The sequence below is a fragment of the Photorhabdus stackebrandtii genome, assembly GCF_011189495.1.
Taxonomy (GTDB): Bacteria; Pseudomonadota; Gammaproteobacteria; order Enterobacterales; family Enterobacteriaceae; genus Photorhabdus; species Photorhabdus khanii.
In genome coordinates this window covers 68,200-83,298 of record NZ_PUJV01000008.1, presented here as the reverse complement: position 1 = coordinate 83,298, position 15,099 = coordinate 68,200, and the positions used below count along the sequence as shown (strand labels likewise).

Genomic DNA, 15,099 nt, shown 5'->3' with positions numbered 1-15,099 from the left:
ATGAAACTTGCTGATAATTCAGTGAGTTAGGGAAAAGAAAAAGCCACCGTAAGGTGGCTTTTTTGTTGATACAAATCACATTCAGAATATGCTTTTCCAAAATTGAATAAATATCCACCTACTTCGACTATCTATTAACAAATTATCAATAGTAATCAGAGCCACTGCTGGCCCCTATAGTTACTTCGGCACCTCTGACCACTCAACATCAGGAGCCCACACACATGGGGATCATTATGCTACTCTCACTATGTAGTTAAACGCTATGTTTCGTGGTCTTGACACCCCTATATAAGAAGCTGTCATAGCATCCCAGGTAGAAATTGGTCTAGCAATCCTAGCTCTTAATGAAAGAGTTTTATTTTTGGAGGCATCCCACTGCAATACCTTTAGATTATTAAGTGAGAAACTAAGAACAAAATCACCCGAACCGCCTTCCTGTAATAAATAAGACCCTTCTTGCCATTCCAATAATGAACGGTTTGGATCAATACCACGCCCATCATCCCATCCGCGGATAAATTCGCCTCTTAAATCAGGTAATCTACCGTCAGGATAAGCTTCAGCTAATTTCGGAAATTTAGACTTATCAAAGGTCGCACCGTTACATTGCAGCCATCCAGCTGGCGGTATAGCAGTCGGCCAGGGAATAGGTGCACCTACAGGAATATTATTGACTGCATTGATAAGATTATTAACTTCCGCCTTGGTATATGTCCCTACATCCACTGCACTCAGACTAATATCTGTACTTAACGCTTTCCCATTCACCTTCCGGGTATTAGGCACTCTATTATTAATATCTTCACGCAATAAATTTATTATTTCCTGAGCAAGCTTTTGTGTAACCGCCAATGTGTCGCTATTGCCCACCACATCCGTAAGCTGAACAACCCCCTTTTGTGTTAATGAGGCATCGGGAACTTTTGTTGTGGTTTTTTGTTCTAAAGCTCTATTTAATTGTGCAGTGAGTTTAGCTATATCCCCATCATCCAGAACATCATCACCAGATTGTGCCGCGATAAAATTAGCCAAGACAGATGATATGGTTGATGATTGACGCAATGCCTTATTTAATATATGAGTGGGAACATCATTTGGTGGAAACCCAGTCAGTAAATCCTTACTTTCTTCATATAATCTCTGACTCACGACATTCGCATTATTACTAATAGAAAAAGCCTTAAAATCATTCTTGGGACTCATATATCCTCCTCGAATTAAATAATGTTATAGATGACTTATCACAATTCAGTGTATTTCAATAAAATAATAATAAAACACCCTTATAACTCAGAAGGCTGATTATTTTTATATAATTCAAAGAGTAAAAAACCTAATATTTCCAACTAAAAATATACTAAATCCATTTATATTTAACATCTGGAAACTATTTTTCTCTTATTCCTTCTATCTTTTCCTGCATCTCCCTCTGTTTAACATTCCACACTAAATCTTTAGGTATTTGGATTAAACACCTAGTGGAATCAACAACGCGATTGACACAATGAAATTACAACTCCCTGTTATCAGAGGGCAGCTCAGGGAAATCATCGGCTTTAGTAATGGTGTTTATGATTTATCGACGAAGGTATTTAAGCCTCACCAGCCTGAACACTGGCTAATGAATCATAATGGCATTGAGTTTACCCAGCCCATAAAAGGGGAAAATTTGCAGGCACACACCCCGAATTTTTATCGCGGGTTATCCCATGCCGCGAGTAATGATGTGAACAAGATGGCCTGCATTAATACCACCCTATTTATGATATTGGCAAACCATTATCGCGTCTTTATTAGCCGGTAAACACAATAACCGCAAGCGGCAATATGAAAGCACTGGATGAAGCCAGGGGGAGTTATCAGTTTGTCGGGTTCATTTTGGCAGGAATTAAATTATTTTTGTTGACCCTGCTTGTTATATAAACGAAGATGTCAGAATAAGTAATATTAAACTGATGTAAGGAGAGCATATGACATATAAAAAATATAATCCCAGTGTGGAAGGTTACATGGGGGATTTTTTAAGGGGTAATGTAGGCATTAATCAGTTAAAACCTCAACATGAATTCTTTGATGCCGTAGGGTTAGAAAAGGTATTAAGTGATAATACCGTATATATCGCCCTTCTCACTCCAGAAGAAGCAGTGAGTATTTTAAGTGATATCAATCCTTTTTCACCAACAAGACCAAGAATAAAATTAAATAATTACCATGAGGAGGTTTTTTCTGTTACCGACTCCATTTCGCCTTTTGCTGGAAATATACATGATTTTTTTGCATTTTCCGAGATTGTCAGAGAGTTTAGGAGTATAGGGATCACCGCAACGGAATATTTTGATAAAAATGGCAAGTGTTATATAAAAATATCAGGTCATGCAGGTCTTAGACGTATTATTACTGGAACACGATACGGTGCTAACAATCCTAAAATGCTGTCGATGGGTATAGGACAACAAGGTCTTAATTCAAGTATCGTTAAAGGGGTTAAATTCTGCATTATCTTTTCTGTTATGTATCGCACGATTGAAGCTATTTTTAAAGATGAATATATCTTAGCGGATTTCATTGGCAACATAACTGTTGATATGGCTAAAACAGCAATAATTGCGGCTACTTCTTGGGCTGTGGGTTCATTTTTGACTACTACAGCTATTTTAGGTGGTAGTATTATTGCCGTTGCTGGAATAGTTATTCTTATTGGATTTGGAGTTGCTATTGGTTTAGAAATTCTCGATGCAAGATATGGAATAAGTAAAAAGTTAATAGAGTTAATAAAAGAAGAAATGAAAAGAAAACCAAGGTTACCAGAAGGAAATTTACAACATGTATTTAACAGCTTAGGTAAAATAAAGTGAATAATAAGCATGTAAAAATCGCATACGGAACAATATTATTGCTAGTAGTCACATCTATAATGTACTTAGTGAGTGACTGCGTTTTTTCATTAACTCTAATGAAAGAAAAAATAACATTTTCTGGTCCTGTTGTTATGTATTTCATTTCCTTTCCTTTAATATTTTATTCTATATCAGGCTCTATTTTTTTCTTTGTTTTTGATCGATTGCCGAAATTTAATAAGTTGATTATCAAATATTTAACTATGCTGATGATTGCATCGTTTATCGTTAGCTTTCCTATCTCTTCTTATGTTGGTTATCACTTAAAAAGTGATGGTTATTTGGTATGTGAAAAAATCTCATGGATGTCGCCTACAACTTATGTCAAAAACATTAAATTATGTGAGTGAAAAATTTTGTAAATATTCTGCCCTCATGTTTTCGCCTGTTTAGCCTCTGATTTTTAGGGGCTTTTCCGTTATTTTTTATGCTGTTAAATAGTCCTTTCTGTAAAAAATCACCAACTGCAAAAACACCATGAAAAAATTACTTGAATTGCGCCAGCAAAAAGCCGATCTGCCCCATCAAATGCGCCCCTCCTCACTAAGATAGGTTTGGGTGACTTCAAACGGGGTTATTTCATCGTTAACCATGAGACACACACCCGTACCCGTCCCAACAATATCACTGAGCCAGGATTTATTAAAGCCCACACTGACAAATTATGTGGGCGGTGGTCTGGTTGACTCTAACTCTATCAAAGTGCTGGAAGTGAAAACCACGGGGGCATTACTCCCCCTTTCCTTACTTCGGCATCTCCGGCCATTCAATATCAGAGGTCCACACACATGGGGATCATTATGCTGCTCTCACTACCTAGTTAAATGCAATGTTGCGTGGCCTTGATGCCCCTATATAAGCAGCAACAGTAGTCCAAGTTCCACGATTTGCTGTAACGCCCCTAGCTCTTACCGAAATAGATTGATTTTTAGGGATATCCCACTGTAGTGCCACACGATCATTAAGTGAGAAATTAACAATACTATCAGGCGGATTATTAATTTCTTGTACCAAATAAGACCCTTCTTGCCATGACAATAATGAACGAGATGAATCTACCCCTTTTCCATCATCCCATCCACGAATAAACTCTCCTCTTAAATCAGGTAATCTACCATCAGGATAAGCTTCAGCTAATTTCGGGTACTGTAATTTATTAAAAGCCGAACCGTTACAAGTGAAATAACCAATAGGTGGATGGGGTAGCGGCCACGGAATAGGAGAACCGATAGGAATTTCATTGACTGTTTTAATCCGGTTATCTATCTCTTCGCGGGTATACTCGCGTAATGAATTTATTACTTCCTGAACAAGCTTTTGTGTAACTGCCAATGTGTCGCTATTGCCAATCACATTTGTAAGCTGGACAACACCTTTTTGTGTTAATGAAGCACTGGGAATATCTGTTGTAATTTTTTGTTCTAACGCTTTATTTAATTGTTCGGTGAGTTTAGCTATGTTTCCATCATCCAAAACATCATTACCAGATTGTGTTGCAATAAAAGCAGCCACAACAGATGATATAGTTGATGCTTGACGTAATACTTTATTTAACTTATGAATGGGAACATCATTTGGTGGAAACCCCGTCAGCAAATCCTCACTTTCTTCATATTTTTCCTGACTCACTACATTTGCATTATCACTAATAGAAAAAGCCTTAAAATCATTCTTGTAACTCATATATACGCCTTAAATTAAATGATGTTATAATCAATATATTAAATTATTGTAAAAATAATCCTCTGTAATTCACGACAATCACAGTCTAGTTCAGGAAAAGAATAATGCAGTATCCTTATTAATTACAAGGCTAACTGTTTTTATATAATTACAGCAATAAGTAGTTCAACATTTTGGAGTTAAAAATATATCCAAAAATTTATATTAAACATCTGAAAACTATTTTTCTCTTATTCCTTCCATCTCTTCCTGCAACTCCCTCTGCTTGACGTTCTTTATTATCCGGCTGTCATTTTCAGAAGACAACTGCACGAAATGTCAGGAGTCGGCTGCACTGCTTGTCGGAACTATTTCTTTCGTGAACGTTCTATGTGCAGGACGGCGTCAAGCAATGGCAATGAATCGCAGGTGTCGGATGCGTAAACCGTGCGCGTCCCTGGGTCATAAGACACCATGACAAAAGGGACTGATGCGCGCGTTCCGTACTCCGCGGAGTTTGCCGCCTGGAGCGATACGCTCTGCATACCTCTCTCTTTTCAGTAAGTTGCTGGCTGATCTTCTTCCAGTCAAAGAGATAGTCGGGATACAACCGCTGCATGTCACGCTTGTCCTGCGGCGTAAGCGTATAGTTCCGAATACGCATGATGTTAGAATTGCTTCTGCCAACTTTGACCGTGAGATAGCAGAAGCCCTTTCTGGTCGTGACGAAGGCACTGCTTTGCTTGCGACTCATCATTGTTCACTCCCGTTTTGCAATGCGGCATACAGGGCTGTCTTACTGATTCTGAGCCGTGTAGCGGCCTCGCGGACGTTCAAACCTGTGGCAATATACTCACGCGCCCGCTGCAACTTGTCGGCAGTGACAACAGGCTTGCGCCCGCCCTTTCGCCCGCGAGCAGCAGCGGTCAACCCGGCCCGGGTGCGCTCGCGGATCAGGTCACGCTCAAACTGGCTCAGCGCACCAAACACATGGAAAATGAGTAGCCCGCCTGGCGTGGTGGTGTCGATGTTCTCGGTCAACGACCGGAAGCCGACACCTCCCAACTCCAGCGCACTGATTGTCTCGATCAGGTGTGCCATCGAGCGACCGAGTCTGTCCAGCCGCCAGACGACCAGCACATCCCCGTCGCGCAGCCAGGCCAGCGCGGCAGTCAGTCCTGGGCGGTCGGTCCTGGCCCCGGAAACCGTGTCTTCAAAAATTCTCTCGCAACCCGCCTTGCGCAACGCATCCGTCTGCAAGGCGGTGTCCTGTTCCGCCGTCGATACCCGCGCATAGCCAATCAGTGCCATTTTGCCTCATTTGTCCGTCATTCCGTCCGCCTATCTTAATGTCCGACAAACCATTAAACAAGTATATTGTCGGACAGATTCCGGTCTGACCGTCAAACGTTCGTTTGATGGACAGAGCGGTCTGATGGCTTTATTTATACATATGTGCTAATGTGGGTTTGTGTATTTTAAAGGAGATGCCCTCTATGAGCCGCCTGACAATCGACATAACAGACCAGCAGCACCAAAGCCTGAAAGCGCTGGCAGCCCTACAAGGTAAGACCATCAAACAATACGCTCTCGAACGTTTGTTCCCCGGCGATGCAGATGCCGATCAGGCATGGCAGGAACTGAAAACTCTGCTGGGAAACCGCATCAATAACGGGATTGCGGGGAAGGTGTCCACCAGGAGCATCGGAGAAATTCTTGACGAAGAACTCGGCGGGGATCGCGCTTGACGACCTACATCCTCACGGCGGAGGCTGAAGCAGATCTACGCAGCATCATCCGCTACACGCGCAAACAGTGGGGCACAGCGCAAGTACGCCGCTATATCACCAGGCTGGAACATGGTATTGCCTGCCTTGCCGTAGGGCGAGGTACTTTCAAGGATATGAGCGAACTCTTTCCTGAGTTACGGATGGCGCATTGTGAACATCACTATGTCTTCTGCCTGCCACGCGGGAGTGCGCCCGCACTGGTCGTGGCGATTTTTCATGAACGCATGGACCTCATGACACGACTGGCAGCGAGGATCAGCAGAGAGAGTTAACGATCACCAGCCGGAGGAAGAGATATCGTGCACAGGACTGCTGACGAAACCTGTTCAGAAGTTGGCTGCACATCGGGCTGTCAGCCCTGTGAACTGGTGCAGTCGCCTTCTGAAAATGACACCGGCACTCTGTTTTATTTATTGCTGAATAAAAGAGGCATATAGTGCGGCAAGGGTAAAAATGGCACATCGGTAGGTGAGCACATTGCTCTAATGAAGAAAATAAGCCACAACATTTTTCATCATAAAAGAAACAAACCCCGTTCTTTTAAACGAGGTTTGTCAGTGGTTCGAAGCCACCGTCAGGCAGCTTTTTTATCGATTTAGATCACATTCAGAATATGATTTCAAAAGATGTTTTTTTAAAATTGAATAAACATTCATCCACTGCGACTATCTATTAACAAAACTATCAATAGCAATCAAGGCCACAATGGTCCTGTTTATCACTTCGGCACCTCCGGCCACTCAACATCGGGAACCTGTGAAGTATCTACCCTGCTCAGTAATACCCGGTATTTCTTCCATGCCAATAAAGCGGTTTTTTCGGCCTCTGTCGCGATTTCCAGGTCAACAGAGTCTTGAAGTAACGATAGTGTTTCATTCGCTTGTCGTAACAGTGTTGTTTTCTGCTGCCTGGCTTCTTCGATTTGATGGGATTTCAGTAGGTCTTTATCAACTACCCACTCTTGACCATCCCACTTATCATAATCGGTGACGGGTTTTTTGAAAGTCAGAGTTTCGGGTAGCTCACCGATTTCAGTAACCTCCTGCGGCAAACGTGTCTGCATGTTATAAGCTGTTTTTCCACGGTAATCGGGTACAATCATCCAATTGCTTAAATCAGATGAACGACAGGCAACATATCCCTCTTGGGTATCAGGTGGTGCATCTGTGCAAGAATTAGCAGGAAGACCGACACCAACAGGAAGATACTCATCAGTACTGTTTAAATACTCCAGCGTAATCGCATCGTAATTAAACACAATGATACTTCCGGTACTGATAGCAATATTATTTTTATCCAGTAAAGCCTTATTCATCATGCAATCCTCACAATGTAATTAAATGCTACGTTTCGCGGACGTGTTTCTGTTCCTGTTGAAGCAACAACCGCATTATCCATATAACCGAAACCACCCGATCCCATTCCGATAGCAATGCCTAGTCCGCGAGAATCAATTCCGTAGTTAACGCCTTGGTAGACACTATTGAGAATACGGCTTGGTGTACCCAAACCCTCGGCTCCAGCATTTGAGTTGGACCACATCCGGCCAATCCTGTGACTATGTGGAGCAATATCTGCCAATTGATTGGAAAGTAGATATCGATTAACGTCCACCCCACGCCCATCATCCCAACCACGAATAAATTCACCCCGTAAATCGGGTAATATGCCACTAGGATAAGCTTCCGCTAATTTTGGATATAAAAATTTATCAAAGATCGCTCCATTACATTTCGCCCACCCATTTGGTGGTATGTTAGTCGGCCAAGGAAGTGGTATTCCTACCGGGATCTCTTCAAGTAAAGATATGTTCATTATGCTGCCCTTACAATATAGTTAAATGCCATGTTTCGTGGTCTTGACACTCCTATAAAATTAGAATCCGCCAACCATTCTGTTCCAGTTGGATAATTTACAGCTTTTACCGAAAGATAAGGCAACGGCCACGGAATAGGAGAACCCACAAGTATATTAATTTCTTCACGCAATGAATTTATTATTTTCTCGGCAAGCTTTTGTGTAACCGCCAATGTATCTCTATTGCCCAAATTTAATTGATCAATAAGTTTGGCTATCTTCATATTTCTCTTGACTCACGACATAGTATTATCATTAATAGATAAAGCCTTAAAATTATTTTTTTGCTCATACACTCCTCTTAAATTAAATAATTTTATCATGTAATAAACATATTAAGTTATTGTAAAAACACTCTCTATGCAATTCACATCAATCAAAGTCTAGTTCAGAAAAATAATAATGCGGCATTCCTATTTATTATAAGATTAACTGTTTTATATAATTGGCAGAAATAAGCAGTTCAATATTTTGGAATCGAAAACATATCCAAAATTTACATTTAACATCTGAAAACTCTTTTTCTCTTATTCCTTCCATTTCTTCCTGCAACTCCCTCTGTATTCAGGTTCCACACTGAATCTTTAGGCATCCGAACGCTAACATCTAAAATTCATTAATATTGAGTTGATTAACAACCTTACTCCTCATGTCGGTTCAATGTTCAGTCGATACAAAATAAAAATGCCACCAACCTGAAAACAGGGTAATGGCATGAGTGATCAATAGACTTCGACAACTCTGGCGCATCGGAATAAGCACCTGCTGATAGATTGATACAGAGCACCAGATATTCAATATCAGCGCTTATACATTCCCTTGTCATTTGATTAGTGTGGTAAACATTTATCCAACCGGCTTTCTCTGCTAATCCATCTTTTCCCTACACTAGCCATTTCGGGTTCTAAAGAGTATTTTCTGTTATTACGCTGCTCTCACTATGTAATTAAATGCTATGTTTCGGGGACGTGTAATACCACAGTACGGCAACACATCATTTTCTTTTTTTATGAAGTTTGCTGGCATATATCCCGCAATTAAGGCGTTGTACTGTTCGATTGATTGCATGTTATCCCATCCGTATATACTCCATAGACTTACACTCCCTCCGCTTACATTAGCTAGCATTGCAACTGCTGAAACTATATCGCCAGCAACTAGCGATCCTTTTTGCCATGACAAAAGCTCACGATCACTATCAATACCTCGATTATCATCCCATCCGCGGATAAATTCACCTCTTAGATCAGGTAACCTACCGTCAGGATAAGCCTCCGCCAACCTCGGATACTGTAATTTATTAAAAGCAGAACCATTACAAACGAGATAGCCGATCGGTGGATAAGGCAACGGCCACGGAATAGGAGCACCAACAGGAATTTCATTGACTGTTTTAATCCGGTTATCTATCTCTTCGCGGGTATATTCACGTAATGAATTTATTATTTCCTGAACAAACTTTTGTGTAACCACCAATGTATCGCTATTGCCAATCACATTTGTAAGCTGGACAACACCTTTTTGTGTTAATGAAGCACTGGGAATATTTGTTGTAATTTTTTGTTCTAATGCTTTATTTAATTGATCGGTGAGCTTAGCTATGTTTCCATCATCCAAAATATCATTACCAGATTGTGTCGCGATAAAATCAGCCACAACAGATGATATAGTTGACGCTTGACGTAATACTTTATTTAACTTATGAGTGGGAACATCATTTGGTGGAAACCCCGTCAGCAAATCCTTACTTTCTTCATATCTTTCCTGACTCACTACATTCGCATTATCACTAATAGAAAAAGCCTTAAAATCATTCTTAGGATTCATATATTTCCCTCAAATTAAATAATATTATTTTATAATTAACATATTGAATTATTTTGAAAATAATCCTCCTGCAATTCATACTAATCAAAGTCTAGTTCAGAAAAAGGATAATACGATATTCCCATTATCTATAAGGTTAGCTGTTTTTTATATAATCGTAGCAATAAGCAATTCAATAAACATCTATCATCAATTTCCACGCTTTCGTAATTTGGTGGGCCAGGATAGGTGATCCTTAGCAACGTGCCATCAAGAGTTATTTTTTGTCCTTCTTCATGGCAGTTCTCTGTTGTTTTACCTGCTGCAATTCTTCTGTACATTTCAGATGACCGTTGATACCAATTCTGAAAACATTCAACCGTTGTGCATTTCTCACGAAGTTTCCAATTCTGTTTTGCCAACGTTTTAAAGTCTGCACTGTTGGCTGTAGCAAATTTCGCCTGAAGGTAATCAATATACAGGCTATCGTCAACTTGGGATAATGTGGTAGTCGAACACTATTTCTTTTAGCATTGCTATTTGTCTTTCTGCTTGCGATGCTTTTCTGAAAAAATACACTAAGATCTAACGGGATTTCGTTGAATCACCTGATTTATTCAACAGGCAATTCGTCAAAACTATATTAACTCCATCATCCAGCGATTTTCTCATCAGAAGCACATTGATTCCGTATTGCTCAGTCGCCATTACTACAGATATTGATTTCTTACCAGCCATAACATAGCTGATCATCAGGGAATTCTTTTCTTTTAACGGAGCAGAGAACTCAAAAGTATTATTTACACCTGGAATATCAATTTTTACTTTTTTCTGAGAGCCGTCTCCGAATATATTTAATATCGCGTTCCCTATAATTGGCTGAACATTTAACTCATTAAATGATCCCCCGCCGTCAGGAGCACTTCTTACCTTGCAAGAATACTCACCATCTACAATAGAGATGTTCATATTTTTATCTCTTTTGGTACCATTATTAGCAAATGCAAAAAATGGCAGTAAAATCAATAATATTAATTTCCTCATAACCCATTTACACTCCAATTTTCTTATTTCTAACCACTCGAAACTAGATAAATAATGTTAGACACCAACCCATACATAAGAATTCATTTCACAGAGGCGGTTAATGTGAGATGTTACGAAAAAGCCACCAAATCAGGTGGCTTATTGTTATTTGTATATACAGGAATGAATATCGAGCTTAAATGACAGATAAAAATAACCCTGTGAATTCAGGGCTATATTTTCAGAATAATATCCAATCAATTACTGGATATCCTACCACTATGCCGTAGCTACAGATATGACATCAACGCGACCATAGTCGGCCATACCCGCAGCACCTGCATAGTGCTGCAAAAAGTAGTTATACAAAGCGATGACTTCAGCCAAGATAACGTGCTTAATCATTTATCGGTCAATTCTTTGTTAGTTACATCAAACTGGCCGATAAACTGTGAAAATTCCATATTTAACATTGCCTTGCAGTACGCTTCAAAACTGGTTTTACTGATCACAACAGCGGATTCACTGCCACGTCGGGTTATTTCTACAGGTTCGCCAGCAATAGCTTGATCGAGGACTGCTGCAAGGCTTTCCCGTGCTCTGCTGTAAGTGAAAGTGATCATAGTTTAATTCCTTCTCTGGTTAGTTATACTTATTTTTTGTACATATTTTGCGTACTTAATTCAATCTTTATACCTCATGGATGGACAAAAATAAAACAATAAGCACCAAAAGACATCTGTATAAGCGAAACGATACAGAGCCGTTTCGCTTATATCCAGAGAGCAGCAATCTTCAATGTGACAACCGGTCTCCCGGTTGCCGTTGTTATTTTCCTGGATAAAGGCCCTAAGTATTTAAAGTGATTACCTAATCCGCAAAGGATTTAATAAGCTACCGTGTCAATGCCAATCAGGTCCGCCGTTTCAAGTGGCCCCATTTTATGACCGAAGCATTCTTTCAATATAGCGTCCACATTCGCGGGTTGAGCTACGCCGTCCTGTATCCCGGCACGCCCACCAAAAATAGCCTCGACCCCAAAAGTGTTGGCCCCAATACCGCTTTTTCAAATGTGAAAATTCTTCAAACAGCTTACTGGTTGTTCTCCCTTTCAGCCTTCTCATGATTTAACTTAGGGATAATTAAATGTAAACATTTTAGTTAATCAGTGAAATGGAATAGCGTTCATCAATAATTACCACCAGCAAAATGGATATTACCTACTACTATTACTGATTATTTCGAAAAAACACCCTATCAAAGTAATCAACATCACTCCACAACTAATTTAATAAAAATTCAATCCATAATGGCATATATAATTAAATAATTCTCGTAATAAAATAGCCATAATCATGATGTTTTTAAAAAATTTGTCTTTTCTGGTAATAAAGTATTAAACTAACTACACAATTCAAACATACCAAGATTGACATCCGAAAGTTGTGGAAAAAGGAGTTATAATATGAGTCATCACACCACCATATCACCTCAAATTATCAACACACTGGCAATAAGTAATGATCCTTGGGGAGTCAAAGATAAAAATTCATGCTTTATTTACGGCAATCTGGCATTAAAATCTCTTCAGAATTTTTCAAATTCATTTGAATTTGAGGGGTTTTATGAGAATGAACTTCCCTGGGATAGTGCTAAATTTGCAGAAGAATTTATCAAGCATGATAAGAAAGTGATGGAAAAACAACAAAGAATATGTTCAGTTGAAACACATATATTTGGACGAGAGCAAATTCTGTCATCTTATTTTTTCGAAAAACTTCCTTTTTATCATGAAAATGGAAACTGTATTGGAGTCATATATCATGGCTGGAAAGCCCAAAGTTATTCATTAACTCATCTGTATCAATATCATGATAAACTACCCGCCTCCATTATGCTCCAACCACCGACTGATCTTTTTACTCAATGTGAATGGGATATCATTTTCCTCTTTCTACAAAAAAATACCAGAAGACAGATCGGGCAGATATTAAATATTGCTTATCGAACTGTTGAATCCTATATAGCCCAGATATATCACAAAATAGGAATTAATTCCAGTCAACAACTAGAGGAATATTGTCGGGCCAATAATTTCAATCACTATATACCGGAAAGATTTTTATTGTCTTAAATTAGATAGTTATGCTCGGTTTCATATGCTGCCCTTGTCCATGATTAATGGACAAAATAGCTAGCCTTTCTGGAATATATTTTTATTTAAAAACGTTATAGTTATACTCAATAATTTTTTAAAGGTTATACATGAAAAAATTTGGATGTAAAAAAGTTCCTTTTATTACCACTCAGTTAACAAATACATGGGATAGAAGCACAGAATCATGGTTCGTAAAAGATAAGGAACTTCGCTTTATTTACATAAATACTGTCGCTATTAAAGCCAATAAATTACCTAAAAAATTTAATATTATTGGATATACTGATAAAGAATTACCTACACCGTTCAATCATTTTGCTGACCTTTTTGAAGAGCATGACCGCAAAGTCTTAGCATGCATGCAACGAATATCATCTGTTGGCACTTACCCTCAAGGCAATGGTCAACAACTTAAATCCTATTTTTGTAATAAATATCCATTAATGGATGAAGATAATCAATGTATTGGAATCATTTCTCACGCTAAAGAAATAGATCATTTCACAGTATCTCATTACATGATGAATACTATGTCTATATCTGTTAAACTTAGACCACCTAACAATATATTGACACAGAAAGAATGGATAATAATATTTTTATTCTGTCGCGGCATCAGTAATAAATGTATTGCTAATGAAATGAAAATCTCATACCATACTGTGGAAAAATATTTTGAAAGTATCTACCATAAACTATCAATTGGATCATCGATTGAATTAAGGCTATTTTGCAAAGAAAATGGCTATGACATATATACTCCACCAAGATATTTTCAACCTACAGGTCACTTTTTATTATAAATAATCGATTTTATTAATTATATGTTCCTTACTCTGGTTTATTTAACTAATCTAATTAGCTAAGGAGATAAATGTAAATTTTCAACGTGATTTTATATCAACAAATATCATTTATGGTGTATAAATCATATTGTTTTTTAGCGCCTTACTGAACTCAGATTAAATTCATCGTAATAGTTAATTTTTTAGTGCCCAGATGTATAGCGATAAGTAAGCTATTAATTAACACTTTAACATCAGTTACCATTATTCATAATGAATTGATTGGATGTTATCAGGGGATTTTCTGACCGGATCTGATGCCAGGCTTCCCCAGTTACTGTGCAAGCACCCTGTGAGAAACGCCACCCTCAAACACTTCGTTGGTCTGACTAAGTATTGGGCTTCACGATTTTTCGCACGCTTACCCACCAGCCAAGCCGAATCAGGTTCACTGACGTATAGATAAAATTAGTGATCTTATCCTCAGAAGAATAAATAAGGCCAATGGATTGGCTTTATTTTTAAAATAATCTAACTCCGTATTTTTATTCCAGAAGTTAAGAGAGCTTTTTTACAGTCCTGAATACCTTCGTTATAGCCAGCATCATAAAAACCATCAGGCGGAGATTCACAGACAGGCAAAGATACTGCAATCTTATCCAGAACCGGGTTGCTACAAATATCTAAGTTGAACTTGAAATACAACTTTATATCTTGTAGCTATACCATTTTAAGTAAGTTTTTTATTTCATTATTCTTCAAAAACTAAATTAAGCAGAATTTCCCTAACTTTAATTTTATTTAAGTTTAGTTATTCCAACGGCCAAAAAATTCAAACCCGGTTTTTGGGTTAAAAAGCTCATATAGTTGATTATGCTGACACTTCCTAAATATATCTTATCGAATTACAATGTCTCGCATACGCTATTTAAGAAACATTCTTTAATTAATCGCACATTATTTCAATTAAATACTATTTTATTCGCATTATTCTGGCCCAGAGATAACACCTTTTCTTTCATCCTATTACACAGTCATCGTTATAAGAATAGTTCTCTCCATCCCCGGTTCATGACAGAAAATTCTTGACACATGTCACTTAATTACTCATGACT

General features: G+C 38.6%; 15 protein-coding genes and 4 pseudogenes. 8 read left to right on the top strand and 11 right to left on the bottom strand.

What is annotated here, in order from left to right; all coding sequences use genetic code 11:
* Positions 1 to 234 precede the first annotated feature (234 nt).
* Complete coding sequence (locus C5470_RS09115) at positions 235 to 1,206, bottom strand: phage tail protein (RefSeq protein ID WP_166288012.1); 972 nt, start codon at positions 1,204 to 1,206, stop codon at positions 235 to 237.
* Positions 1,207 to 1,474: 268 nt separating this feature from the next.
* Between C5470_RS09115 and C5470_RS09110 the strand changes: the two are divergent.
* From C5470_RS09110 to C5470_RS22755, 4 genes and pseudogenes are all read left to right on the top strand, one after another.
* A pseudogene (locus C5470_RS09110) lies at positions 1,475 to 1,875 on the top strand (DNA primase); the annotation flags it as partial.
* Between the two features lie 98 nt (positions 1,876 to 1,973).
* Positions 1,974 to 2,858: a hypothetical protein gene (locus C5470_RS09105; protein WP_166288009.1), complete on the top strand. Its 885-nt coding sequence runs from the start codon at positions 1,974 to 1,976 to the stop codon at positions 2,856 to 2,858.
* Positions 2,855 to 3,250 carry a DUF1240 domain-containing protein gene (locus C5470_RS09100; RefSeq protein ID WP_166288006.1) on the top strand — a complete coding sequence of 132 codons (396 nt, stop codon included), beginning with the start codon at positions 2,855 to 2,857 and terminating at the stop codon, positions 3,248 to 3,250. The genes C5470_RS09105 and C5470_RS09100 overlap by 4 nt, the downstream gene beginning before the upstream one ends.
* A 198-nt stretch (positions 3,251 to 3,448) precedes the next feature.
* Positions 3,449 to 3,629, top strand: a pseudogene (locus C5470_RS22755) (phage major capsid protein); the annotation flags it as partial.
* 87 nt (positions 3,630 to 3,716) lie between these two features.
* Here C5470_RS22755 and C5470_RS09095 read toward each other — a convergent pair.
* Both C5470_RS09095 and C5470_RS09090 read right to left on the bottom strand, forming a co-directional pair.
* Entirely contained in the window at positions 3,717 to 4,583 is an 867-nt protein-coding gene (locus C5470_RS09095) for a tail fiber protein (protein WP_166288003.1), read from the bottom strand.
* 732 nt (positions 4,584 to 5,315) lie between these two features.
* Positions 5,316 to 5,873: a recombinase family protein gene (locus tag C5470_RS09090; RefSeq protein ID WP_166288000.1), complete on the bottom strand. Its 558-nt coding sequence runs from the start codon at positions 5,871 to 5,873 to the stop codon at positions 5,316 to 5,318.
* Between the two features lie 185 nt (positions 5,874 to 6,058).
* Here C5470_RS09090 and C5470_RS09085 point away from each other — a divergent pair, with 185 nt between their 5' ends.
* Together C5470_RS09085 and C5470_RS09080 are read left to right on the top strand one after the other, a co-directional pair.
* Positions 6,059 to 6,310: an antitoxin gene (locus C5470_RS09085; protein ID WP_036849172.1), complete on the top strand. Its 252-nt coding sequence runs from the start codon at positions 6,059 to 6,061 to the stop codon at positions 6,308 to 6,310.
* Positions 6,307 to 6,624, top strand: a complete 318-nt coding sequence (locus C5470_RS09080) for a type II toxin-antitoxin system RelE/ParE family toxin (protein ID WP_088374050.1) — start codon at positions 6,307 to 6,309, stop codon at positions 6,622 to 6,624. The genes C5470_RS09085 and C5470_RS09080 overlap by 4 nt, the downstream gene beginning before the upstream one ends.
* 446 nt (positions 6,625 to 7,070) lie before the next feature.
* On the opposite strand, the gene C5470_RS09075 is transcribed toward C5470_RS09080, so the two are convergent.
* The 8 genes and pseudogenes from C5470_RS09075 to C5470_RS23400 all read right to left on the bottom strand — a co-directional run.
* Positions 7,071 to 7,670: a tail fiber assembly protein gene (locus C5470_RS09075; RefSeq protein ID WP_166287997.1), complete on the bottom strand. Its 600-nt coding sequence runs from the start codon at positions 7,668 to 7,670 to the stop codon at positions 7,071 to 7,073.
* A pseudogene (locus C5470_RS09070) lies at positions 7,667 to 8,149 on the bottom strand (phage tail protein); the annotation flags it as partial. The gene C5470_RS09075 and the pseudogene C5470_RS09070, both read right to left, overlap by 4 nt.
* 17 nt (positions 8,150 to 8,166) lie before the next feature.
* Positions 8,167 to 8,433 carry a hypothetical protein gene (locus C5470_RS23605; protein WP_422631061.1) on the bottom strand — a complete coding sequence of 89 codons (267 nt, stop codon included), beginning with the start codon at positions 8,431 to 8,433 and terminating at the stop codon, positions 8,167 to 8,169.
* A 700-nt stretch (positions 8,434 to 9,133) separates the two neighbouring features.
* Positions 9,134 to 10,036: a tail fiber protein gene (locus C5470_RS09060; RefSeq protein WP_166287991.1), complete on the bottom strand. Its 903-nt coding sequence runs from the start codon at positions 10,034 to 10,036 to the stop codon at positions 9,134 to 9,136.
* Between the two features lie 564 nt (positions 10,037 to 10,600).
* A complete protein-coding gene (locus tag C5470_RS09055) occupies positions 10,601 to 11,041 on the bottom strand; it encodes a hypothetical protein (RefSeq protein WP_166287988.1) in 441 nt (146 codons plus the stop codon).
* Between the two features lie 401 nt (positions 11,042 to 11,442).
* Positions 11,443 to 11,664 carry a type II toxin-antitoxin system Phd/YefM family antitoxin gene (locus C5470_RS09050; protein WP_166287985.1) on the bottom strand — a complete coding sequence of 74 codons (222 nt, stop codon included), beginning with the start codon at positions 11,662 to 11,664 and terminating at the stop codon, positions 11,443 to 11,445.
* 263 nt (positions 11,665 to 11,927) lie between these two features.
* Positions 11,928 to 12,017 carry a 3-hydroxyacyl-CoA dehydrogenase family protein gene (locus C5470_RS22745; RefSeq protein ID WP_339916288.1) on the bottom strand — a complete coding sequence of 30 codons (90 nt, stop codon included), beginning with the start codon at positions 12,015 to 12,017 and terminating at the stop codon, positions 11,928 to 11,930.
* Between the two features lie 43 nt (positions 12,018 to 12,060).
* A pseudogene (locus tag C5470_RS23400) lies at positions 12,061 to 12,168 on the bottom strand (transposase); the annotation flags it as partial.
* Between the two features lie 338 nt (positions 12,169 to 12,506).
* Here C5470_RS23400 and C5470_RS09040 point away from each other — a divergent pair.
* Together C5470_RS09040 and C5470_RS09035 are read left to right on the top strand one after the other, a co-directional pair.
* A complete protein-coding gene (locus C5470_RS09040; RefSeq protein WP_166287979.1) occupies positions 12,507 to 13,175 on the top strand; it encodes a LuxR C-terminal-related transcriptional regulator in 669 nt (222 codons plus the stop codon).
* A 131-nt stretch (positions 13,176 to 13,306) separates the two neighbouring features.
* Positions 13,307 to 14,002 (top strand): helix-turn-helix transcriptional regulator, encoded by a 696-nt coding sequence (locus C5470_RS09035; protein WP_166287976.1) that lies wholly within the window; start codon positions 13,307 to 13,309, stop codon positions 14,000 to 14,002.
* Positions 14,003 to 15,099: the final 1,097 nt, after the last annotated feature.